The organism is Hyphomonas sp. UBA4505 (genome assembly GCF_002388685.1).
Taxonomy (GTDB): domain Bacteria; phylum Pseudomonadota; class Alphaproteobacteria; order Caulobacterales; family Hyphomonadaceae; genus Hyphomonas.
Genome location: NZ_DGMZ01000002.1, coordinates 163,575 through 183,470, shown reverse-complemented (window position 1 = coordinate 183,470; position 19,896 = coordinate 163,575). Strand labels below are relative to the sequence as shown.

General features: G+C 59.4%; 22 protein-coding genes and 1 tRNA gene. 13 read left to right on the top strand and 10 right to left on the bottom strand.

Going from position 1 to position 19,896, the window contains the following annotated elements; genetic code table 11:
• Positions 1-34: 34 nt before the first annotated feature.
• Positions 35-892: an NAD(P)H-binding protein gene (locus tag B3527_RS01530; RefSeq protein WP_290478611.1), complete on the bottom strand. Its 858-nt coding sequence runs from the start codon at positions 890-892 to the stop codon at positions 35-37.
• Positions 893-958: 66 nt separating this feature from the next.
• Between B3527_RS01530 and B3527_RS01525 the strand changes: the two genes are divergently transcribed.
• Positions 959-1,540 carry a TetR/AcrR family transcriptional regulator gene (locus tag B3527_RS01525; protein WP_290480689.1) on the top strand — a complete coding sequence of 194 codons (582 nt, stop codon included), beginning with the start codon at positions 959-961 and terminating at the stop codon, positions 1,538-1,540.
• Here B3527_RS01525 and radC read toward each other — a convergent pair whose 3' ends face one another.
• Positions 1,541-2,230, bottom strand: a complete 690-nt coding sequence (gene radC, locus B3527_RS01520) for a RadC family protein (RefSeq protein ID WP_290478613.1) — start codon at positions 2,228-2,230, stop codon at positions 1,541-1,543. It abuts the gene before it with no gap.
• A 127-nt stretch (positions 2,231-2,357) separates the two neighbouring features.
• On the opposite strand from radC, the gene B3527_RS01515 reads away from it, so the two are divergent.
• Positions 2,358-2,981, top strand: a complete 624-nt coding sequence (locus B3527_RS01515; RefSeq protein WP_290478614.1) for a cupin domain-containing protein — start codon at positions 2,358-2,360, stop codon at positions 2,979-2,981.
• A gap of 6 nt (positions 2,982-2,987) precedes the next feature.
• Here the strand turns inward: B3527_RS01515 and map are convergent, their stop codons facing one another.
• From map to B3527_RS01500, 3 genes are all read right to left on the bottom strand, one after another.
• Positions 2,988-3,809, bottom strand: coding sequence for a type I methionyl aminopeptidase (gene map / locus B3527_RS01510; RefSeq protein ID WP_034816611.1), 822 nt, complete (start codon positions 3,807-3,809; stop codon positions 2,988-2,990).
• A gap of 100 nt (positions 3,810-3,909) precedes the next feature.
• Positions 3,910-4,146, bottom strand: coding sequence for a hypothetical protein (locus B3527_RS01505; RefSeq protein WP_034816613.1), 237 nt, complete (start codon positions 4,144-4,146; stop codon positions 3,910-3,912).
• A gap of 22 nt (positions 4,147-4,168) precedes the next feature.
• Entirely contained in the window at positions 4,169-4,606 is a 438-nt protein-coding gene (locus tag B3527_RS01500; RefSeq protein WP_290478615.1) for an OsmC family protein, read from the bottom strand.
• A gap of 126 nt (positions 4,607-4,732) precedes the next feature.
• Here B3527_RS01500 and B3527_RS01495 point away from each other — a divergent pair, with 126 nt between their 5' ends.
• The 5 genes from B3527_RS01495 to B3527_RS01475 all read left to right on the top strand — a co-directional run bounded on the left by B3527_RS01495 (position 4,733) and on the right by B3527_RS01475 (position 9,439).
• Complete coding sequence (locus B3527_RS01495) at positions 4,733-6,073, top strand: serine hydrolase domain-containing protein (protein WP_290478616.1); 1,341 nt, start codon at positions 4,733-4,735, stop codon at positions 6,071-6,073.
• A 23-nt stretch (positions 6,074-6,096) separates the two neighbouring features.
• Positions 6,097-6,870: a competence/damage-inducible protein A gene (locus tag B3527_RS01490; RefSeq protein ID WP_034816615.1), complete on the top strand. Its 774-nt coding sequence runs from the start codon at positions 6,097-6,099 to the stop codon at positions 6,868-6,870.
• Positions 6,867-7,352 carry a hypothetical protein gene (locus B3527_RS01485; protein WP_290478617.1) on the top strand — a complete coding sequence of 162 codons (486 nt, stop codon included), beginning with the start codon at positions 6,867-6,869 and terminating at the stop codon, positions 7,350-7,352. The genes B3527_RS01490 and B3527_RS01485 overlap by 4 nt, the downstream gene beginning before the upstream one ends.
• Positions 7,353-7,438: 86 nt before the next feature.
• Entirely contained in the window at positions 7,439-8,221 is a 783-nt protein-coding gene (locus B3527_RS01480) for an enoyl-CoA hydratase (protein WP_206992254.1), read from the top strand.
• A 6-nt stretch (positions 8,222-8,227) separates the two neighbouring features.
• Positions 8,228-9,439, top strand: coding sequence for an acetyl-CoA C-acetyltransferase (locus B3527_RS01475; protein ID WP_290478618.1), 1,212 nt, complete (start codon positions 8,228-8,230; stop codon positions 9,437-9,439).
• On the opposite strand, the gene B3527_RS01470 is transcribed toward B3527_RS01475, so the two are convergent.
• On the bottom strand, positions 9,436-9,891 hold the full coding sequence (locus B3527_RS01470; RefSeq protein ID WP_156947928.1) for a hypothetical protein: 456 nt from the start codon (positions 9,889-9,891) through the stop codon (positions 9,436-9,438). The two genes, B3527_RS01475 and B3527_RS01470, sit on opposite strands and share 4 nt — an antisense overlap.
• 85 nt (positions 9,892-9,976) lie before the next feature.
• Here B3527_RS01470 and B3527_RS01465 point away from each other — a divergent pair.
• A tRNA-Leu gene (locus tag B3527_RS01465) sits at positions 9,977-10,063 on the top strand.
• A 295-nt stretch (positions 10,064-10,358) separates the two neighbouring features.
• Complete coding sequence (locus tag B3527_RS01460) at positions 10,359-10,895, top strand: MlaC/ttg2D family ABC transporter substrate-binding protein (protein WP_206992258.1); 537 nt, start codon at positions 10,359-10,361, stop codon at positions 10,893-10,895.
• A gap of 12 nt (positions 10,896-10,907) precedes the next feature.
• On the opposite strand, the gene B3527_RS01455 is transcribed toward B3527_RS01460, so the two are convergent.
• From B3527_RS01455 to B3527_RS01445, 3 genes are all read right to left on the bottom strand, one after another.
• The gene (locus B3527_RS01455; protein ID WP_290480688.1) at positions 10,908-12,716 is read right to left on the bottom strand and encodes a cation:proton antiporter; all 1,809 of its coding nucleotides are present in this window, start codon (positions 12,714-12,716) and stop codon (positions 10,908-10,910) included.
• A gap of 158 nt (positions 12,717-12,874) precedes the next feature.
• Positions 12,875-13,549 (bottom strand): TorF family putative porin, encoded by a 675-nt coding sequence (locus tag B3527_RS01450; protein WP_034816626.1) that lies wholly within the window; start codon positions 13,547-13,549, stop codon positions 12,875-12,877.
• 172 nt (positions 13,550-13,721) lie between these two features.
• Positions 13,722-14,537, bottom strand: coding sequence for an SDR family NAD(P)-dependent oxidoreductase (locus B3527_RS01445; protein WP_206992260.1), 816 nt, complete (start codon positions 14,535-14,537; stop codon positions 13,722-13,724).
• 147 nt (positions 14,538-14,684) lie between these two features.
• Here B3527_RS01445 and B3527_RS01440 point away from each other — a divergent pair, with 147 nt between their 5' ends.
• Together B3527_RS01440 and B3527_RS01435 are read left to right on the top strand one after the other, a co-directional pair.
• On the top strand, positions 14,685-15,626 hold the full coding sequence (locus B3527_RS01440; protein ID WP_290478622.1) for a hypothetical protein: 942 nt from the start codon (positions 14,685-14,687) through the stop codon (positions 15,624-15,626).
• 16 nt (positions 15,627-15,642) lie between these two features.
• The gene (locus tag B3527_RS01435; RefSeq protein ID WP_206992262.1) at positions 15,643-16,095 is read left to right on the top strand and encodes an ion channel; all 453 of its coding nucleotides are present in this window, start codon (positions 15,643-15,645) and stop codon (positions 16,093-16,095) included.
• Here the strand turns inward: B3527_RS01435 and B3527_RS01430 are convergent.
• Positions 16,092-17,069, bottom strand: a complete 978-nt coding sequence (locus B3527_RS01430; RefSeq protein WP_290478623.1) for a hypothetical protein — start codon at positions 17,067-17,069, stop codon at positions 16,092-16,094. The genes B3527_RS01435 and B3527_RS01430 overlap by 4 nt on opposite strands.
• 143 nt (positions 17,070-17,212) lie before the next feature.
• On the opposite strand from B3527_RS01430, the gene B3527_RS01425 reads away from it, so the two are divergent.
• Both B3527_RS01425 and B3527_RS01420 read left to right on the top strand, forming a co-directional pair.
• Complete coding sequence (locus B3527_RS01425) at positions 17,213-19,216, top strand: acetyl-CoA carboxylase biotin carboxylase subunit (RefSeq protein ID WP_290478624.1); 2,004 nt, start codon at positions 17,213-17,215, stop codon at positions 19,214-19,216.
• Positions 19,217-19,378: 162 nt separating this feature from the next.
• A complete protein-coding gene (locus B3527_RS01420; protein WP_034816639.1) occupies positions 19,379-19,825 on the top strand; it encodes a DUF805 domain-containing protein in 447 nt (148 codons plus the stop codon).
• The last annotated feature ends 71 nt before the right edge of the window (positions 19,826-19,896 follow it).

Sequence of the window (19,896 nt, the reverse complement as noted above, 5' to 3'; positions counted from 1 at the left end):
CACCTAGGGACATGCGGGGTGAGTGAGGCGGGCGTCACGCAGCGGCGCTCCAGAGCCCGGAGGCGGCGACTTCGTTGGCGAAGTCGGAAAAGTCCTTTGGCGGTCGGCCCAGGGCCCGTTCCACACCGTCACAGATTTGGGCATTGCGGCCATCAAGTATGGTGGAGAATAGGTAGTCGAGCAGCCAGATCATGTCTTCCGGAGCGCCAGCCTGGCGAAACCCTTGAAGAAATTCATTAGCAGGCACACGGACGAAACTGATCTTGCGGCCGATTGCGTGTGACAATTCGCTGGCCAGTTCGTCAAACGTCATCAGTCGGGGACCGGTCACTTCGTAGACTTCGCCAATATGTCCGGTCTCGGTGAGAGCCGCGACGGCCACGTCGGCGATATCCTCGGCATCCACGAACGGTTCCGGCACATGTCCAGCCGGCAGTGTGATGTCACCAGACAGGACCAGCGGCAGGAAATCGCCTTCGGAGAAATTCTGATTGAACCAGCTGGCGCGCACAATGGTCCAGTCGAGACCGCTTTCCTGCACGATGCGCTCGCAGGCCTGGGCGTCTGGCTCTCCGCGTCCAGACAGCAGGACGAGATGCTGCACGCCCTGCGCTTTTGCGCGTTCGACAAGGTGCCGGATCGCTTGCTTGGCGGCGGGCACGGCGAGGTCAGGCGTGTAGCTGATATATACCGCGCTCATGCCAGCCAGCACGGCGTCCCAGCCGGACGGCTCATCCCAATCGAAGGCGGGCGAGCCGGACCTTGATCCGACCCGGGTATCAATACCCCGCGCGCGCAACCGGCCGACAATCCGACGACCGGTCTTTCCGGTGCCACCCAATACGAGCACGGGCCCGCGATGCGTTGTCTGGTTATGAAGGTGCTGTGTCATGTTCAATCTCCTTTGCTTGACACGGTGTAAAGTTGACATGGCGTCAAGTGCCTATAGATTGACATCATGTCAAGTGAGAATCTCGAAACCCGCGAAAAAATCATGCGCGCTACATGGAAATTGCTGGAGGAATCTGGCGGGTCCGGCGTGCGCATGAGCGATATCGCCAAGGCCGCGGGCATCAGCCGCCAGGCCGTCTATCTTCATTTCCTGACACGCGCGGACCTGCTGACCGGGACGGCGCGCTATATGGACGAAGTCCGAAACATAGACGAACGTCTTGCGGCGAGCCGTAAGGCCAAAGGAACGGACCGTCTGGATTTGTGGGTAGAGGCGTGGGGGAACTATATTCCGGAAATTCACGGAGTGGGGCGCGCCTTGATCGCCATGCGAGACACCGACGACGCCGCTGCGGCTGCCTGGAATGACCGAATGCAAGCCGTACGGCATGGATGTGAAGCCGCTGTGATGGCGCTCAAGGCCGCAGACCGGCTGATGCCCGACTATTCAGTCGAACAGGCAACGGATTTGCTCTGGGCGCTGTTGTCAGTCGAAGTGTGGGAAAAGCTGCGGTTCGAATGCGGATGGTCGCAGGCCGTCTATATTACGACTGTTCAGAAAATGGCGCGCGACAGTCTGGTGTCCTGATCAGATCAGTCCGGCTGATTTCAGGCTGGTGACGCCGCCCGTGCCGGCAATCAGATGATCGTGCACGGTGATGTCGAATGGATCGAGTGCATCAATGATCTCGCGGGTAATGTCGATGTCTGCGCGCGACGGTGTGGGGTCACCTGACGGATGATTGTGCACCAGAATGAGCGCTGATGCATGCAGCTCCAGCGCGCGGCGGGCGACCTCACGCGTATAGACGGGCGCATGGTCGACCGTGCCATGTCCCATGATTTCGTCGGCGATCAACTGGTTTTTCCGATCCAGGAACAGGATGCGGAACTGTTCGCGCTTTTCGTGCTGGAGTTCGGTGCGAACATAATCGATGAGCGCCGACCAGGAGGAAATGGCGGGCTTCTTCTGGATCGTCTCTCTGGACGCCCGGGCGTTGAGCTCCGCAATGGCCTTGAGATACGCCGCGACTGTCTCGCCGACACCGTTGACCTTGATGAGGTCGGATGTCGGCGCAGCGAGGATGGCCGACAGACTGCCAAAGCGGGCTTCCAAAGCTTTCGCGATGGGTTTGACATCCCGGCGCGGGATGAAGGCCATGAGCAAGACTTCGAGCACTTCGTAATTGCTCAGCGCGGTTGCGCCGCGCGTCAGCAGTTTGCCTCGCAATCGGTCGCGATGACCTTTCCAGTGGGGTTCTTCGGGGGACGTGCTCATTATGGTTGAAAAACCATGAAATGACGTTTCGATAAAGTGACTTAGATCACGTGGCCCCAGATTGAACTTGAGAATTGTGTGGTCGCGGATAGACTTCCCCCAGGGACAATCCGTGGGAGAATGAAACATGTTGAATAAAATCGCGCTTTGCAGCGCTGGCTTGCTGGCGCTGTCTGCTTGCATGACCCAGCCGAAAGACCATGACCATCGCGGTGCTTCAGCAGATCATGTTCACGCGCATCCCGACAAACTTGTCGTTGCGGGAGCAGGGGAGGCCATCGAGAACCCGTTCCATCCTGTCCGACTATTGCTGTCGTCCGAAGAATCGTCGGGCGATGTGACAGTATACGAATTTGAACTGCCTCCGCGCAGCCCTGGGTCACCGCCGCATACCCATACGCGCGAGGATGAGTATTTCTACGTCGTGTCCGGTGCGCTCAGTGTCATGTCGGGCGACGAGATCCTGTCGCTTTATCCGGGCGACTTCGCTGCGTTGAACCGGGGCAACACGCACATGTTCTGGAATGGCAGCGATGAGACCACGAGGCTGATCATGACCACCACCGGTGGGTCTTTTGAAGGTTTCATGAATGATGCCGGTCCGCGCATTGCGGAGGCCAAGCCGGATTCAGCCGAAGCAGCAGGCGCTGTAATCGGCCAGCTTGCAGCCGAATACGGGATCACGATTGCGATGGAGAAGATGCCTCCGGAAGCCGCGCCAATCTATATGCCGCCGCCGCCCGAAGAATAGCGCCCGCTAAAGCTGGACCTTGTGAGGCTGGTGCCAGCCTTTCGGGGATGTGCTGAAGATTTCAACACCATCCTCGGTCACGCCGACAGAATGTTCGTACTGCGCCGACAGCTGGCGGTCGCGAGTCACGGCCGTCCAGCCATCTGGCAGGATCGCAGCGTCCTTGCGGCCCAGGTTCAGCATCGGCTCGACCGTGAAGAACATGCCGGGCTTCAGTTCCGGGCCGGTATTGTAATCCGATGAGTGGACGACGTTTGGCTCGTCATGGAACAGGCGTCCCAGGCCGTGGCCGCAGAAGTCCTCTACGACCGACATGCGATTCAGCCGGGCGATTTCGGAGATCGCGCCGCCAATGTCACCAAAGCGCTTGCCGGGGCGGATCTGCGCGATGCCGGCCATGAGCGCATCATAGGTCACATCCATCAGGCGCTCGGCCTTCCGCTTTACATTGCCGACGCCATACATGCGCGAATGGTCGCCATGCCAGCCATCAATGATCAGGGTGACGTCGATATTGGCAATATCGCCTTCCTTCAGCGGCTTGGCGCTGGGGATTCCGTGACAGATGACATGGTTGAGTGAAATGCAACTGGCATGGCGGTAGCCGCGATAGCCGATCGTCGCGGAGGTTGCGCCATGATCCATGACGAATTCCCGCACCAGATTGTCGAGATGTTCGGTGGTCACGCCGGGCTTCACTTCCGGCACCAGCATATCGAGGCATTCAGCCACGAGACGTCCCGCCTTGCGCATACCTGCGAAGCCTTCGGCATCGTGAATGCGAATTTCGCCCGTGCGCATCGGCAGCAGGAGGGAAGTGTCAGTCATCAATCGGGGCCTTTCAGGGGCGGAAATACCTGTATCTGCCCCCTAGATAGCAATTTGCCCGGCTAAGTTCCACCTTTCGGCCTGCCAAACAGTATCAGACTCAGGCCCCGTCCGTCTTGTCGCGCTTTTCAGCGGCCGCTTCGGCAGACTTGGCAGCGCGTTTCAGTTCTTCGCGCCGCTCGTCATCAAACCGTTCGGGCTCCTGGTAAATCTCGCGCGTGCCTTCCTCGCTGACCGCTTCCGCGGTGCGGGATTTCAGTCGGCCCCGGCTGACCCCCCAGATCAGGGCGATCAGCAAGAGCAGCGCGCCTACGCCATATAAGAGTTCCGGTGCCATGGGTCTTGATCCTCTGAAAGGGTTACTGGAGCTGGGTGCCAAGCGTGATGTCGATGGCGCCGAGGGCGACCGACATCGGGCAGCCGTTCTTGGCCTTCTCGGCGATGGCGTCAAAATCATCCTGTTCGATGCCTTCAACCACGGCCGTAAGCGTCAAGGCGCTGCGCGTGATTTCGAATCCGCCACCCTCTTTCGGCTCGACCGACACGATGCATTTCGTATCCAGGTCGGTGGCAGGTGTTCCGTTCTCGGCCAGCAGGTGGGAGAGCTGCATGGTGAAACAGCCCGCATGTGCGGCGGCGAGCAATTCTTCCGGATTGGTACCCGACGTGCCGCTCTCATCTTCAAATCGCGCCTTGAAGGAGTAGGCGTGATCGGACAGCGCGCCGCTCTGCGTCGTGAGCGAGCCTTTGCCGTCCGCGAGGTTTCCGGACCAATGGGCGGTGGCATGACGTTTCATGGCGTGTCCTTTCAATCAATTGGGTATTGAAAAATGCAATGCGCGCAGCCTCAATACGTTCCCGCTTGTCTCTCCTAAATGCATTGGTCATGGTCTGGTCCTGCGGGAAGAAAAGGAATGCGCGCAATGCTCAAATTGGAAGCCTGTCGTCGGTGTCTCACCGGGTTTGCCTTCGCCTTGACGGCGCTGTCTCTCGCGGCGCTGCCCGCAATGGCGGAACAGAATGAGGTAGCAGGCTGGCCGCCTCTCGCTCCTGCCGGGTCCGCCAAGGCGTTCAGCTCGGATGGACTGCATGCGCTCGACGAACGCCTGCAGAAGTTCGTCTCGGACGGGCATGTCGTGGGCCTTCAGTCCCTGCTCGTCAAAGACGGTGAGGTTGCTCATTATGGTCAGTACGGTGTGAGGGATGTTGAAACATCGACACCCGTGCAACCGGGCACGCTGTACCGGATCTATTCCATGACGAAGCCGATCACGGGCGTTGCCCTGATGCAGCTCCATGAAGATGGCAAGTTTGACCTCGACGATCCGATCACAAAATACATCCCTGAATTTGAAGCGCTGAAAGTGCTGGCGGGCGAGCATGAAGACGGAACACCTATCCTGAAAGACCCATCGCGCCCCGCGACCATGCGGGAACTGATGAGTCACTCGGCCGGTTTCGCTTACGGCCTTGGTGGAGATGATTATGCCAATGCCCAGTTTCGGGAGCAAAATGTCCTCAAATCGCCTGACCCGCAGACCTTCATCGACAAGGTCGCAGGTATCCCCTTGCTGCATGAGCCGGGGCAAATCTGGTACTATTCGGTCTCGGTCGACATTCAGGGTTACCTGGTAGAAAAATTCTCGGGATTGTCTCTTGGCGAATACCTCAAGGAAAATGTCCTCACGCCGCTGGGCATGGATGATACCGGATTTTATGTTCCTGAAGCGGAGTATGACCGGCTATCCGACGTCGTGTACTATGCCTCCGAGCGGGATCGGTTCGAGCCATTCTACACCGAGACTGTTCAGTTCAGGCAGTCCACCATCGCCTTCGAATCGGGGGGCGGCGGGCTCGTGTCCACGATCGACGACTATGCCCGGTTCTGCCAAATGATGCTCAATGGTGGCACGCTGGACGGTCATCGTATTCTGCAGGAGGACACGGTGGCCCTGATGCGGACAAACCAGTTGCCGCCAGATGCAGGCGTGGAATTTGATGGCACGCAGCGAAGTGTCTTCACGCCGAAGCGTCGCGATTTCGGCATTGACTTCGCCATCATCTCTGATCCGGTCGCCATGGACAGCCCAGCCGGTACCGGCACTTATTATTGGGGCGGGGCTGCTGGGACATGGTTCTGGATCGATCCGGAGAATGATCTATTCTTTATCGGCATGATCCAGCGCTTCGGCGCACGACCCGGGGAGCCGGCGGGTTTTCGTGAGGAATCGATGCGGCTCGTCTATGAGGCGCTTGAAGAATAAGCCAGTCTGGGCAAAGTGTCTTTATGACAAAAGAATCTCCCACGGCAGCCGTCCTCCTGATCGGGGACGAGCTGCTCTCCGGTCGGACGCGCGACATCAATCTGCAACAGATTGCTTCCTATCTTGCGCCGCTCGGTATTCCCGTCCGGGAGACCCGGATCGTGCCCGACGTGGAAGACGAGATTGTCGAGGCCGTGAATTCGCTGCGCGCAAAATACACCTATGTCTTCACAACGGGCGGCATTGGTCCGACACATGATGACATCACGGCTGATGCCATCGCCAAGGCGTTCGGGGTGGAGATTTCAGAACATCCCGAAGTCACGGCTATGCTGGCCCAACGCTATGAGGCAATGGGCACAGACTACACGCCAGCCCGTCGGCGCATGGCGCGTATTCCGCATGGCGCCCAGATCGTGGCCAATCCCGTGTCCGGGGCGCCGGGCTTCCAGACCGGGAATGTCTTTACCCTGGCGGGTGTTCCGTCGGTTGCGCGCGGCATGCTGGAAGATATCGGGCCGAGGCTGGAGACAGGCGCAGTCATTCACAAGGTCACGATACGGGGCAGGGGCTTGCGCGAAGGTGACATTGCCGAACCGCTGGGCGTGCTGGCCAAGGAGATGCCGGACGTCGCACTCGGTTCCTATCCCTGGTTTCGGGGCATTGGTGACAATGGTGTCCACCTGGTTGCCAGCACGATACAGGAAAGCCTTATCCCCATGATTACTGACAAGCTGGAAGCGATCATCTCTGCGACGGGCGTCCAGCCGGAGCGGGTCGAGGACGCAAACGCATGAGTTTTCTGGCGCGCACCCCCGCGATCCTTGTCAGCTTCGTTTCGATGCTGGTGATTGGTGCAGGCTTCGGTCTGTGTCGGCCAATGGTGGGCGGGGCATTTCTCGACATGACCTCCGATCCGGAGATGAGCCGAACGATCATTGCCACGATGAGTGACGCCCAACGTGCCGCCCATGCCTGGGTGACGGTGTTGCTGGATACGGCGTATCCCCTGGCTTATGGGGGCTTCCTCGGCGGACTGGCCCTGCGCTTCTTTGGCGGCATGGGAAAGTACGCAGCGCTACCAGCGTTCGGAGTTGTGATCGCCGACCTGACTGAGAACATGGTTCAGGTGCTGGCCTTGGCGGGATGGGTCGACGCGCTTGATGCCAAGGCCTGGCTGACGCCCCTCAAATTTGGCCTGTTCTTCCTTGCGGCCGGAATCGCCGTGATTGCTCTCGTGATCGGCATTGTGAATCTGGTTCGCAAGCGCCGGGCCTGATCCCTTCCAAAACCGCCCTAACGTCAAGCATGGTCCTCCCCGCTTGTCCTCGCTAAGAGAGGCAAACAGGAAAATTGGAGGATCCCATGGCGGAAGACATCGTAAAGGTCGAATTGGACGGACCGGTTGCGCTCGTAACACTGAACCGGCCCGACGCGCTGAATGCGCTGAACCGAGCCCTGCGCGCCGAGATCGTCAGCGTCTTCAACGAGCTGAAAGAGAACAAGGATGTCCGCGCGGTTGTGCTGACTGGTGCCGGGCGGGCCTTCACCGCCGGGATCGACCTGAAGGAGGCCGGCCAGACCGGTTTCGCCCTGGGCGCTGACGAAGATTCCAAGTCCATAGATATGGCGCGCGCACTGGCCGATTATCCCTGGCCAATCATCGGCGCGATCAACGGCTTTGCAATCACCGGCGGGTTCGAACTGGCGCTGATGTGCGACGTGCTGCTGGCCTCTGAACATGCCAAGTTTGCCGATACACATGCCCGCGTCGGCATCGTGCCGGGCTGGGGCCTCTCACAGAAGCTGTCGCGCATGATTGGTATCAGCCGAGCCAAGGAGCTGTCTTTCTCCGGTAACTTCCTCGATGCCCATACCGCGGAACGTTGGGGACTTGTGAACCGTGTTTACGAATCCGACGAACTCGTGCCGGCTGCCATGAAGCTGGCGCACGACATGTGCAGTTCCCAGCCGGACCTGCTCAAGCAATACAAGGCGCTGATCGATGATGGCTATGGCATGAATTTCGCCGCCGCCATGAAGGAAGAAGTCAAACGCTCCATTGCTCATGCCGAATCTGTGACGGCAGACGCTGTGGAAGAGGCTCGCAAACAGGTTACCGCGCGTGGCCGGGACCAGCAGGAGTAGAGCACCATGAGAGACGTAGTCATTTGCGAACCCGTCCGCACCGCCGTTGGCGGCTTTGGCGGCGCCTTCAAGACCGTGCATGCGCACGAGATGGCATCACATGTCATCCGTGAGCTGATGGTAAAGACAAAGCTGCCCGCCGAGGCGGTGGAAGACTGTATCTTCGCGCAATGCTATCCGACCATGGAAGCCCCGGCCTTTGGGCGCATGGTAGCACTGGATGCCGGGCTAACAACTTCGACCGGTGGCTACCAGATCGACCGGCGCTGTGGCTCCGGCCTGCAGGCGGTGATCAATGCCGTGATGCAGGTGGCAACCGGCGCAAATGACGTTGTCATCGCGGGCGGGGCGGAGAGCATGTCGAATGCGCCCTTCTTCTCCATCGATATGCGGTGGAACATCAAGGGCGACGGCCTGATGCTGCATGATGGCCTGTCACGCGGTCGCTATACAGCCGGCGGCAAGAACCATCCCGTGCCGGGTGGCATGATCGAGACGGCGGAGAATCTGCGCCGTGATTATCAGATCACGCGCGACGCTCAGGATCAGTTCGCTTACAATTCGCACATGAAAGCGGCTGCGGCCCAGAAGTCCGGCAAGTTCTCTGAGGAGATCATTCCGTACACCGTGAAAGGTCGCAAGGCCGATACGGTCGTGGACCAGGATGAGCACATTCGCCCGGATTCCTCTCTGGAGAAGCTGTCCACGCTGCGCGCGATCCGGGGCAAGGTGGACGATCAGTCGACGGTGACCGCTGGCAATGCGTCCGGCCAGAATGATGGCGCGGCAGCCTGCATCGTCTGTACGCGCGAGGCGGCAGAGAAATATGGCCTCAAGCCGCTTGGGCGATTGGTTTCATGGTCGGTTGCAGGCGTTGGGCCTGAAGTCATGGGAATTGGGCCGGTGCCGTCCAGCCAGAAGGCCCTCAAGACGGCAGGTCTTGAACTGAAGGACGTTGACGTCATCGAGCTGAATGAAGCCTTCGCGGCGCAGGTGCTTGCCTGCACCAAGGCGCTTGAATTCTCCGAGGACGACATGGAGCGGCTGAACGTGAACGGCTCCGGCATCTCGCTCGGCCATCCGGTCGGCGCGACCGGCGTGCGCATCCTGACCACGATGCTCCGGGAAATGGAGCGCCGCGAGGCGCGCTATGGCCTGGAGACCATGTGCATCGGGGGCGGGCAGGGGCTCGCAGCCGTGTTCGAGCGGGTCAGCTAGAACACATCTTCAGCCGGTGGCCGTGTGTTCAGCGCAACGGCCACCGCGATAATGAAGAAGACGACGCCGAGCAGATAACACAGGGTGCTGGCAATATGGACCATTCCCATTGTCTGAGCCGTACTGCTGACATCATGCGTTCCGAGGATGACCTGCTGCCGTAGAACTTGTCCGTTGATTTGCGCGGCGTGACCGAACAGCGCTGCACCGAGGTGAAGCGCGCCAAATACGCTGGCCGCCGTTGAAGGCCGGACCCGCAGGATGAGCATATGCACGAGACCAAACGCCACCGCAGACAATCCTGACAGGACGCCTTGCGGCAGGGTGGAGGCCAGCATAGCGGTTCTGGCGAACCTGCTCATGTCTGGCGCGATAAACGCAGGGATGGCTGTGGCCGTCACTATCATCAGAGCAGCCGAGATGAACCAGAGTGTCGGGAGGCTGTTTTTCAACGCGCAGGTCGTCCTTCTTTCTGCTGGTTTCAACGATGAAATCTAGCATCCCCCGTAAAATACCGTTATGTCCAGCATCGGCCATGCGGGCGTGGCGAAATTGGTATACGCAAGGGACTTAAAATCCCTCGGCCGCAAGGCCTTGCCGGTTCGAGCCCGGCCGCCCGCACCATGCCATCATATGTGGCCGACTCTTATGATCGAGACAGAACGCGCAGGTCGCGTCCTTGGTACACGGCTTGCATGTTTCTCGCCCAAGAGGAGAAATGACATGTACCCAGCCATTCTGTCCTGCCGCCGCCCGAAACTACAGGTCCTGCGCCTGTCGGGGGCCTGCCTACCGACTCCCGCTGCACCGGTTTCATTCCCAAAACGCATAGAGCCTATTTCGGCTTTCGGGGAACAAAAGGACAATCTCGATCATATCTAGAGGGCAACACGCAGAGAATTCACAAGGACAAGCCCTCATGTTTCGCGCCCTTATTGCCTCCACTGCCCTCGGCCTGATGGCCCTGCCTGCCTTCGCCGGCCCGGAAGCGGAGGCCGTAATCGAAGGCGCCGCAAAGCATATTGCCGACCCTCAGAAGGGCCGCGAGACGCTGCGCCAGTCCATGGACCTGGATACAGTCGCCAATTTCACCCTCGGGAAATATGCGCGCCGCGTCACGGATCAGGAACGCAGCAGGTTCGCAGACGCCTTCGAAACCTATCTGTTGAGCAGCTTCGAAGACCAGCGTGAAAAATTCCGCGATGCAGAGATCACGGTTACCGGATCAAAGGATCGCACGCCGACAGATTCCATCGTGGAAACGCGAGTCGTTCGCCCCGGCGAGGCGCCTCAGACAGTGCGCTGGCGTGTTATTGAAAAGAATGGCGACTGGCGTGTCGTGGATGTCGAAGTGCTGGGCCTGTGGCTCGCCATCGAACAGCGTGCCCAGATCGCGGCTATCATGGACCGTCCGCGCGCCACGATTGATGATGCGATCAACGCCCTCAATTCCTGACCTGGAATCTGGTCAGGCGGCTTCGTCGACCACAGCTTCTTCCTCATCGGACTTGTCCTGACGGTCTGACGCGTCGCCGATCGTGAACAGGTCGGCCTCGCGGCTGAGCCAATCTGTCAGTTCTTTGTCGGGCACGCCCAGGACTCTCAGCATATCCGCGACCATCTCAATTCCTTTGGGCTCTCCAGCCACAAGGTGCGCGCGTATGTTCAGTTCAAGATATCGGTCGAGATCATGGATGGTTTCGACAGCGACGAGTCGGACCAGGTCTGGGAAGCGGCGATTGATGCTGGGCGTGACTTCCTTGGACACTTCATAACGCGCTTTTCCAAGCACGACCGCGCGCGCATTGCTGCCCCCCACAGCTTCGATCAGCTTCATGTTGGCGGCATCTCCGAACGAGACATTGTATCCATCTGCGACCGCAGACAGAAAGCGGTCGGGATCTCCGTCAGTCGCGATATAGGGGATGTCAAAGTCGATCAGAGCGTCGACGGCCAGTCGCCCGGCAGCAGACATGCCAATGACGATGACAGGCTGCTCGCCAGCGGGTTCGCCTGATGTTTCCATTGTGACCTGCTTGCGCCGCGCCAATTCGCGCGAGAGCTTGCCTCCGAGCATGGCCCAACTCGGTGCCAGCGCCAGAGAGAGCGCAATGGCGGCGATCAGGCTGCCCATGAGGGCAGGGGGCATATTGGCAGTGATTGAGGCCAGCGAGAGAATGACGAGGGTGAATTCCGATCCCTGTGCCAACAAGGTGGCGAGCTGGGTCGCGCCGGGAACACTCCAGCCGTTCATGCGGGCGGCGATATAGCCGAGCGCAGTCTTGACCGTCAGGATGCCAAACGCGCCGATCACGACGAGCGGCAGGTTTCTCAGCAGGCCCGGCAAGTCAATCGACAGGCCGACACTGATGAAAAAGAAGGAGAGGAGCAGCCCGCGAAACGGTCCCATTTCCGTTTGTACCTGGTGACGAAACGGCGTGCCGGACACGGCCAGACCTGCCAGGAATGCGCCCAGGGTCAGCGAAAGTCCGATCATGGCAGTCGCGCAGGCGGCCGCCAGCACAAGCAACAGGGTGAAAGCCGTAAAGGCTTCGTCATTGCGGGTGGCTGCCAGCGTCCGGAAAACCGGGTTCAGCAGGTAGCGTGAAAACAGCATGGCTGCGCCGAAAGCGATCAGGGCCTGCACAAAGGCCAGCAACAATCCAGCCGCCAGCGGGACTGCACCGCCATTCAGGAGATATTCTGACAGAAGGCCCGCAAGGCCGGCGGCGGTCTCTCCTTCCCCAAGCGACGTGGCGAAGATCATCAGGAAGATGGCGACAATATCCTGAAAGATCAGGACATGTGTGGCCGTGCGCCCGATCGGACACGAGTTCTGCTCGCGCTCTGTCAGGATCCGCGCAACGACCGCCGTGGACGAAAGGCCAAGACTGAGGCCTACCGCGATCGCAATCGGCCAGGATATGCCCAGCATGTAGAGCGCGCCTGCACTGATCAGGCCTGTCAGCAACAGATGGACAGGGGCAAGGCCGAGCAGGTCACCACGGCTTTCTTTCAGTTCGCGGAGCGAGACATGCATGCCGATATCGAAGAGCAGGAAGACCACGCCGAGCTCGGCCAGCAAATGCGTGCCGCCACTCTCATGGATCAGGTTCAGCATGCCCGGACCGATCAGAATTCCCGCGAGGAGGTAGCCAACGATGGGGCTGAGATTGAGCGCGCGGGACACCAGGGCGGCTGCCGCGCCGAACCCCAACAGGGTGATTGCGGGAACGAGCGCGCCCACGGCGTCGGCAGGGCTCATTTCAGCGGCCATGGGGGAGCTCTTTCTTCTGGGTGGAGTCGAACTCCCAACTTAAGGAGGATTGCGCAAAAATAAAGGCCGCCAGCTCTCGAGGGAACCGGCGGCCTTCACCAGACTGCACGCGAAGGAGGGCAATGTCTCGCGCACAGTTTGTGAAGAATATCCGAGCGCTAGAGGCTCTTTGCGAGAGTCAGGACAATGCGCTCGTCGGCGATGTCCGTACCGTCGATGTCGGTATCCCAGTAACGCAGGTCCACATCGATGCCGATTGGCAGCGAGTAGGTGCCACCAAGCGACCAGTTGGTGTAGTCGCCGCCACCATCGAAGGAGTAGTTGCCGACGGATACGTCAGCTGCGAAAGCGTCGGTGAAGGCATACCCCGCAGAGCCTTCAACATAGACGCTCTCATTGTCTGGATCCCAGTAGACGGCGCCGCCTACTTCAACTCCGCCTTCGAAAGCATAACCCAGAGCGGCCTGCAGTTCGACGAAGTCGAGGTCTTCATCATCCGAGTCCGGATAGGAATAATAGATGACGCCGAGATCCCAGGAGACGCCGTTCGAGAATTCGCTGGCGACGCCGGCGTAGAGGTCGAGCTCTACATTGGAGTCAGAACCGTCTTCGAAGTCGATATTCGATGCCCATGTACCCGCATAGAATATACCGTTCGCATAGTCGAAGCCGCCGGAGATGGCCATGTCCTCATTGGACTGGGAGACGCCACGCCAGACATAGTCTGTGCTGAGAGCGACGTTACCGGACCATTCTCCCTCGGCAGCTGCCGTGCCAGCCACTGCCAGCATTGCTGCAAGTGCTACCCCTGCGCGGAAAAGCTGTTGTTTCATGTTTTAGTACCCCGTTGTTGAATCGCGCTGTTGCCAGCGCCAAAACCACGATGACGCGGCTTTATCCGGGATCAGAAACAAAAATATGGAGGTTGCGGGACGGCAACCGGAACGCCAGAATTTTGTGCACGCAGGCGCGACAATGCCTTAGGCTTGTGCGCTCTGGTTTTGGTCACCGTGCGGTCAACGGCGCGTACCCAAGATGTGTGCCAGCATCGACCAAAAGCGTCTCTCCCGTCACGTGTCGAGAGGCATCGGTCAGGAAGAAAAGGGCCGAATCTGCAATATCGTCGGGCCCGCTGGCCACGTTGAGCGGTGTCGCGGCCGCAACGGAGGCTTCCATGCGCTGATACTGCTCTTCATCCATCTTGTCCTTGAACCAGCGCGTGCCGATAAAGCCCGGACAAATCGCATTTACCCGAATCTCCGGGGCCAGTGCGCGGGCCAGCGACAGGGTCATCGTGTTGAGCGCGCCCTTGGTCGCCGCATAGGCCACCGATGAGCCGATACCCGTAACACCCGCGATGGAGGATGTGTTCAGCACAGCAGCGGCGCGACCAGTTTGACGGTGACTTTCAATGAGCAGGGGTTTGCAGGCCTGCATCATCAGAAAGGGACCGGCGACATTGACTGCGTAGAGGTCCAGGAAGTCTTCGCGGGTCAGGGCGTCCAGATCGGAATGGTCGCGCGCGTGTTTGGTCGTGCCGGCATTGTTGACGAGAATGTCCAGCCGCCCGGCCTGTGCCGCAGCCTCGGCCAGTTTACGACAGCCTTCATCCGTCGACACGTCAGCCTGAACAAGGCGCGACTGCGAACCGAGCGCCTGACAGTCCGCTGCGGTCGCTTCGCCCTCCGCGACGGATCTGGCGCAATTGATGATCACATCAGCGCCGCGCTCGGCAAGTTTCAAGGCGATTGACCGTCCCAATCCTGTGGCTGAACCGGTTACGATCGCCTTGCGCCCGGCGAGGTCTTTTGGCTGTGTCATCGCGTTTTCTCCCGTAATTTTCATATGTGTCTGGGCTGGAATGTACGGGGCGTTGAACAATGGTGGCAACAGGTTTCACCGAATTGGTCAAGAAAGCTGAAACCCGTCATTGGTACCCGTCGCTGCCTATACCGGAGACAGCAACCCATGGTCAGGTCGGCCAGTATCATTCAACGCATTCAGGCCGTCTCGCGACGATCACGCGAGGATATGCGGCAGGTCGCGCAGGAAATGTGCTCACGCGGGCCGCAATCTGATGCCGAGGCTCAGGCTCTGTTCGACTTCAATGCGCGAATGAGGGGAGCGGACCCTGACTGGGACAGCCGGTTTGTCCGGGTGATGGCGCGTTATGTGCTTGCCCGCGATGCCGCCAATGGGGCGTTGACGCCAGCCAATCTCGATTGGCTACAGGAGCGGGTCGCGATCGGGGACAGGCTGCGCAACCGCAATCTGGCAGGCCTGTTCATGCGGCTGCTGCGCAAAGCCAGCGGGACGCCCGATGGGTTCGGTTTGATTGTGTTATCCCATTTATGCGACCAGATGATCCTGGATAATCAGGCAGATGCAACATCCGTGGGGAACGTCGCTGAAACGCTTCTGCTTTCGGGCCCGGAGCATGCGCCCTGGGTCAGCCGGGCTGAGGCAGCGATCCTCTTCCACACACAGGAGAGCATAGAGGGCAGCGAGAACGACCCGTCGTGGAACTTCCTGTTTGCACGGGCCATCGGGAACCATTTGGTCGCCCGCGCGCATCCCAATCCCCACACGGAACGCCATGCGCTCAACCGCAAGCATTGGCTTGACCCGAACGATCCCAATCCCGGCAAGTTTGTCGGGTGTCTTGCGCTGGGATTCGACAAGGGAAGCTGGTTCGAGCAAATGGGTAGGGAAGCGGAAAGGGCGAGCCTGGCCCGCCGAACTGCCAGCCTCGCCGCGAAATCAAAGCCTGCCCAGCCGCCACCTCGTACTGGCTGGTGGCGCAAGAGCCCGCCACCGAACCCGGTCACCACGGCGAGCAATACCCTGGTTGACTTCCTCAACCGTGAAGCGCCAGGTTTGCTGGCCGGATTGGTCGTCGCGGCACGCTAAAACGGAGGATTTCGCCATGCTCTTGCTCAATCTGATTGTGGCGGGAGCGCTGGTGGCGATTACGTTTGCCATCCACTTCGCGGGACTGGTGGCCCTGTCTGCGGTGATCCGCAAGCGGGACGTGCCGCACGTGAACCTGTCGACCGTGGTCGGGCAGGGGCTCGCCATCTTCTTTGTCCTGCTCAGCCTGTTTGCCATCCATTCGATCGAGATCTGGGTGTTCACGCTGACCTATCTGGCGCTGGGTACGTTTCCGGATGTCGAAACAGCCGTCTATTTTTCTACCTCGACCTTTTCCACAGTGGGATATGGCGATGTGCTGATCGACAAGGACTGGCGCATGCTGGCGGCAGCAGAATCCGTCATTGGTTTCCTGCTGCTCGGCTGGTCGACGGCATTCCTTGTCTCGATTTCTGCTCGGGTGCGCAACTTCGAGGCGCGCATCGAGCAGTTGGATGACAAGGACTAGGCCGATTCCACGTCCTGCTTCATGAAGAAGCGCGCCCCGGCTACGGCCAGGCCCACCAGAACCAGTCCGCCAATCACCAGCGTTTCCGGTTTCGCGCCGAGATACTCGAAATATTGCGTGTAGCCATGGATCGTCAGGAACGCGATTGAGGTTATCGACAGGAAGCTGTTCCGGCGTGACGTAAAGATCATGGCGACGAGCGCGCCAATCCAGCCCAAGGTGAAGACATGGTCGGGGATGGCAATGGCAGCTTCACGCCATTCCGACCGGTCCGACCAGCGCTGCGGCGCAAACCAGTGTTCGCCAATCCGGTCACCCCAGAGCGAACCCACCCAAAAGGCAAAATTTACCATGAACATGGCCGTGCGTGCTGCGACGGTGACCAGATTGTTCCATGCGTCTGACAGGGTATTGCGGGCACGATAGAGACCCAGGGCGAGCAGGCCGAAGACAAGGATCGTGATGGTCGGTTCTTCGACGAACAGGGCGTAGCTGGCATGCCAGTAGCCTGTGCCAGAACCAAGAATGGCACCGAGGGACAAGACTGCAAACGCTGCCAGAAGTGCCGAACGGAACCACAGCGCTGCCGCGGTCATGACCAGTGCGATCAGTACGGTGGGCACCGTGCCATCATCCACTTCCCGGAATTCCCATCCGATCCAGCCTGCCACGCCAAGTGTACCCATAAGCGTTAGCGCCATGCCGAGGGTTTTCAGGGAATTTCCACGTGCGCTGCGGCGCAGGAATTCCGCGCCGCCCAGCGCGACAAGTGCCAGAACGAGACCGGTTATGGCGTTCGGCACAAGTGCGATCGTGCCGCCGGCGACCGAGATGGCTCCGAAAATCAGCAGAATGTTTATCAGCACACCATTCCTGCGATCAGGCAGGGCGAAACCCTGCAAGCGCGCGGCTTCGGAGGAGTCGATCTGGCCATTGGCCAGCAGGGCATCGAGGTCGAGTATGATCCGGGACATGAGAACTATCTCCATAAATAGTGAGCGCTTACTAACATATCTGCGGCATCGTGGCAACCGACTTCCCCTATGGGAATTGTGGACATCGGCTTTCGGGCGGCTTAGTGCAGTCGCTGAAAGACTTTACATTGGATCGAGGCAGCATGTTCAAAAAGATTCTGATCGCCAACCGGGGGGAAATTGCAGTTCGGGTCATCAAGACCTGTCGACGGCTGGGCGTACAGACAGTGGTGGTCTATTCAGACGCCGATGCGGATTCCATGGCCGTCGAGATGGCCGACGAGACTGTCTATATTGGTGCGTCACCTGCGTCAGAATCTTATCTGGTTGCCGACAAGATCATTGATGCGGTTCGCCAGACCGGTGCAGAGGCGATCCATCCTGGCTTCGGTTTCCTGTCCGAAAACCCTGTGTTCGCCAAACGGCTTGAAGAAGAGGGGATCGGTTGGATCGGCCCGAACGCCTACGCCATTGAAGCGATGGGCGACAAGATCAGCTCCAAGAAGCTGGCTGCCGAGGCCGGCGTGTCGACCGTGCCAGGCCATATGGGTCTGATCGAAGACACCAAGGAAGCGGTGAAGATTTCCAAGGAAATCGGTTATCCGGTCATGATCAAGGCGTCCGCGGGCGGGGGCGGCAAGGGCATCCGGGTCGCGGCCAATGACAAGGAAGTCGAAGAGGGCTTCCCGGCCGTGAAGGCCGAGGCGAAAGCGTCCTTCGGGGACGACCGTGTCTTTATCGAGAAGTTCATTCTTGAGCCGCGCCATATCGAGATCCAGGTGCTTGGCGACAAGCATGGCAATTGTATCTACCTCGTTGAGCGCGAATGCTCGATCCAGCGCCGCAATCAGAAAGTCATCGAGGAAGCGCCATCGCCGCTGCTCGACCCGGAAACCCGCAAGAAGATGGGCGAACAAGCCGTGGCCCTGGCCAAGGCCGTGAACTATGACAGCGCCGGCACCGTGGAATTCGTGGCGTCTGGCGCCGATAAGGGCTTCTACTTCCTTGAAATGAACACGCGTCTCCAAGTGGAGCATCCGGTGACCGAAATGATCACCGGTGTTGATCTGGTCGAACAGATGCTGCGGGTCGCTTATGGCGAGACGCTGAAGCTCAAACAGTCCGATATCAAGATCAATGGCTGGGCCGTGGAAAGCCGCGTCTATGCCGAAGACCCGTATCGCAACTTCCTGCCATCGATTGGTCGCCTGAAGCGTTTCCACGCGCCATCCGAAGGCGCGCTGGCTGGCGGTGAGGTGCGTATGGATTCCGGCGTCCGCGAGGGCGACGAAATCTCCATGTATTATGACCCGATGATCGCCAAGCTGATCACGCACGGCAAGGATCGCGACACCGCGCTCGACGTGCATGGCGAGGCGCTGGACCGGTTCCATATTGAAGGCATCCAGGACAACATGCCCTTCATCGCGGCCGTCATCGACGAAGAGCGGTTCCGCTCTGGCAATATCACGACCGCTTATATCAAGGACGAATTCCCGGACGGCTTTGACGGCGTGGAGCCGACCGAAGCGCAGGAAATCCAGCTGATCTGTTCTGCGGCCTATGTGCACGGCTTCTTCTCGCGCCGCGCTGCCGATACGAGCGGCCGCATGTCGCCGACGCGGGATGCGCGCCGCGACTGGATTGTCATTCTGGGCGACAAGCATCACCCCGTCACATTGGACCTCGGCGACGATGGCGAAGCCGAGATCACCATCAATGGGGGCAAGACGCACACGCTGGTCTCCGGTTGGTATCCGGGCCAGCATCTGGTCGAAGGCCTGCTGGATGGGCAGCCCTTTGCCGTGAAGTTTGCTGACCGGACCGAAGGCTATCTGTTCCGTCATCGCGGCGTTGCCCTGCGCGCGCTGGTCTGCACGCCGAACGTGGCCGATTTGCACGCTCGCCTGCCGGAAAAGGAAAAGCCGGATACGTCCAAGCTGATCATTTCCCCCATGCCGGGCCTTGTCGTTTCGATGGATGTCGAACTTGGACAGGAAGTGCAGGAAGGCGAAGCGGTCTGCGTGGTCGAGGCGATGAAGATGCAGAACATCATCCGCGCCGAGGCCAATGGCACCGTGAAGGCCATCAATGTCGGCGCTGGCGACAGTGTGGCCGCCGACGAGATCATGGTGGAGTTCGGCTAAGGTCGGCTCACGCCTGAACTATTAACCCTGCTCTAACCAAATCGACGCGGAATTCCGCCTCATGGGGCAGGGGGAGATTAACGAGTCATCCCTTGACCTTGCCGCTGATGCACCGAAAGTGCACCGGCCTTTCATGGCGAAAGCAATTCAAAGGGGGCCGAGATGGTCAGTTTTCCAGATGCAGTAAAAATGTTCTTTTCCCGCTATGTGGATTTTCAGGGTCGCTCACGCCGCTCGGAATACTGGTGGGTCGTACTCTTCAATTTGATCGTGTTCGGGGTCTTGGCGGCCCTCGCATTCGGCCTCGGCGGCAATTTCGAAACCGGTGAAATGAATCCGATCGGCATGATCTTCTTCGCGCTGATGGGTTTGTATGGCCTTGCCGTGATCATTCCGAGCATCGCACTCTTCATCCGCCGTCTTCACGATATCAACCAGACTGGCTGGATTTATCTCGGTCTCGTGATTGCCGGCTTCATCCCATTCATCAATTTCCTGGCATCGATTGCCCAGATTGTAATTGCCTGTATCCCCGGAACGGTTGGCCCGAACAAGTATGGCCCAGACCCGAAAAATCCGATGGCTGGTACCGCAGACACCTTCGTGTAGGCGCTGGCGCAGCAATCGAAATCCAGAGGAGCCGGACAGTCGTCCGGCTCTTTTTTGTTGCAAGAGTTTAT

What these genes read in the sequence shown, in the direction of transcription:
- B3527_RS01430 (WP_290478623.1), bottom strand. Translation starts at nt 17,069, where the DNA reads ATGTCCCGGATCATACTCGACCTCGATGCCCTGCTGGCCAATGGCCAG.
- B3527_RS01440 (WP_290478622.1), top strand. Translation starts at nt 14,685, where the DNA reads ATGGTCAGGTCGGCCAGTATCATTCAACGCATTCAGGCCGTCTCGCGA.
- B3527_RS01525 (WP_290480689.1), top strand. Translation starts at nt 959, where the DNA reads ATGTCAAGTGAGAATCTCGAAACCCGCGAAAAAATCATGCGCGCTACA.
- B3527_RS01435 (WP_206992262.1), top strand. Translation starts at nt 15,643, where the DNA reads ATGCTCTTGCTCAATCTGATTGTGGCGGGAGCGCTGGTGGCGATTACG.
- radC (WP_290478613.1), bottom strand. Translation starts at nt 2,230, where the DNA reads ATGAGCACGTCCCCCGAAGAACCCCACTGGAAAGGTCATCGCGACCGA.
- B3527_RS01495 (WP_290478616.1), top strand. Translation starts at nt 4,733, where the DNA reads ATGCTCAAATTGGAAGCCTGTCGTCGGTGTCTCACCGGGTTTGCCTTC.
- B3527_RS01445 (WP_206992260.1), bottom strand. Translation starts at nt 14,537, where the DNA reads ATGACACAGCCAAAAGACCTCGCCGGGCGCAAGGCGATCGTAACCGGT.
- B3527_RS01450 (WP_034816626.1), bottom strand. Translation starts at nt 13,549, where the DNA reads ATGAAACAACAGCTTTTCCGCGCAGGGGTAGCACTTGCAGCAATGCTG.
- B3527_RS01475 (WP_290478618.1), top strand. Translation starts at nt 8,228, where the DNA reads ATGAGAGACGTAGTCATTTGCGAACCCGTCCGCACCGCCGTTGGCGGC.
- B3527_RS01490 (WP_034816615.1), top strand. Translation starts at nt 6,097, where the DNA reads ATGACAAAAGAATCTCCCACGGCAGCCGTCCTCCTGATCGGGGACGAG.
- B3527_RS01420 (WP_034816639.1), top strand. Translation starts at nt 19,379, where the DNA reads ATGGTCAGTTTTCCAGATGCAGTAAAAATGTTCTTTTCCCGCTATGTG.
- B3527_RS01500 (WP_290478615.1), bottom strand. Translation starts at nt 4,606, where the DNA reads ATGAAACGTCATGCCACCGCCCATTGGTCCGGAAACCTCGCGGACGGC.
- B3527_RS01455 (WP_290480688.1), bottom strand. Translation starts at nt 12,716, where the DNA reads ATGGCCGCTGAAATGAGCCCTGCCGACGCCGTGGGCGCGCTCGTTCCC.
- B3527_RS01485 (WP_290478617.1), top strand. Translation starts at nt 6,867, where the DNA reads ATGAGTTTTCTGGCGCGCACCCCCGCGATCCTTGTCAGCTTCGTTTCG.
- B3527_RS01425 (WP_290478624.1), top strand. Translation starts at nt 17,213, where the DNA reads ATGTTCAAAAAGATTCTGATCGCCAACCGGGGGGAAATTGCAGTTCGG.
- B3527_RS01480 (WP_206992254.1), top strand. Translation starts at nt 7,439, where the DNA reads ATGGCGGAAGACATCGTAAAGGTCGAATTGGACGGACCGGTTGCGCTC.
- B3527_RS01515 (WP_290478614.1), top strand. Translation starts at nt 2,358, where the DNA reads ATGTTGAATAAAATCGCGCTTTGCAGCGCTGGCTTGCTGGCGCTGTCT.
- B3527_RS01460 (WP_206992258.1), top strand. Translation starts at nt 10,359, where the DNA reads ATGTTTCGCGCCCTTATTGCCTCCACTGCCCTCGGCCTGATGGCCCTG.
- B3527_RS01505 (WP_034816613.1), bottom strand. Translation starts at nt 4,146, where the DNA reads ATGGCACCGGAACTCTTATATGGCGTAGGCGCGCTGCTCTTGCTGATC.
- B3527_RS01530 (WP_290478611.1), bottom strand. Translation starts at nt 892, where the DNA reads ATGACACAGCACCTTCATAACCAGACAACGCATCGCGGGCCCGTGCTC.
- map (WP_034816611.1), bottom strand. Translation starts at nt 3,809, where the DNA reads ATGACTGACACTTCCCTCCTGCTGCCGATGCGCACGGGCGAAATTCGC.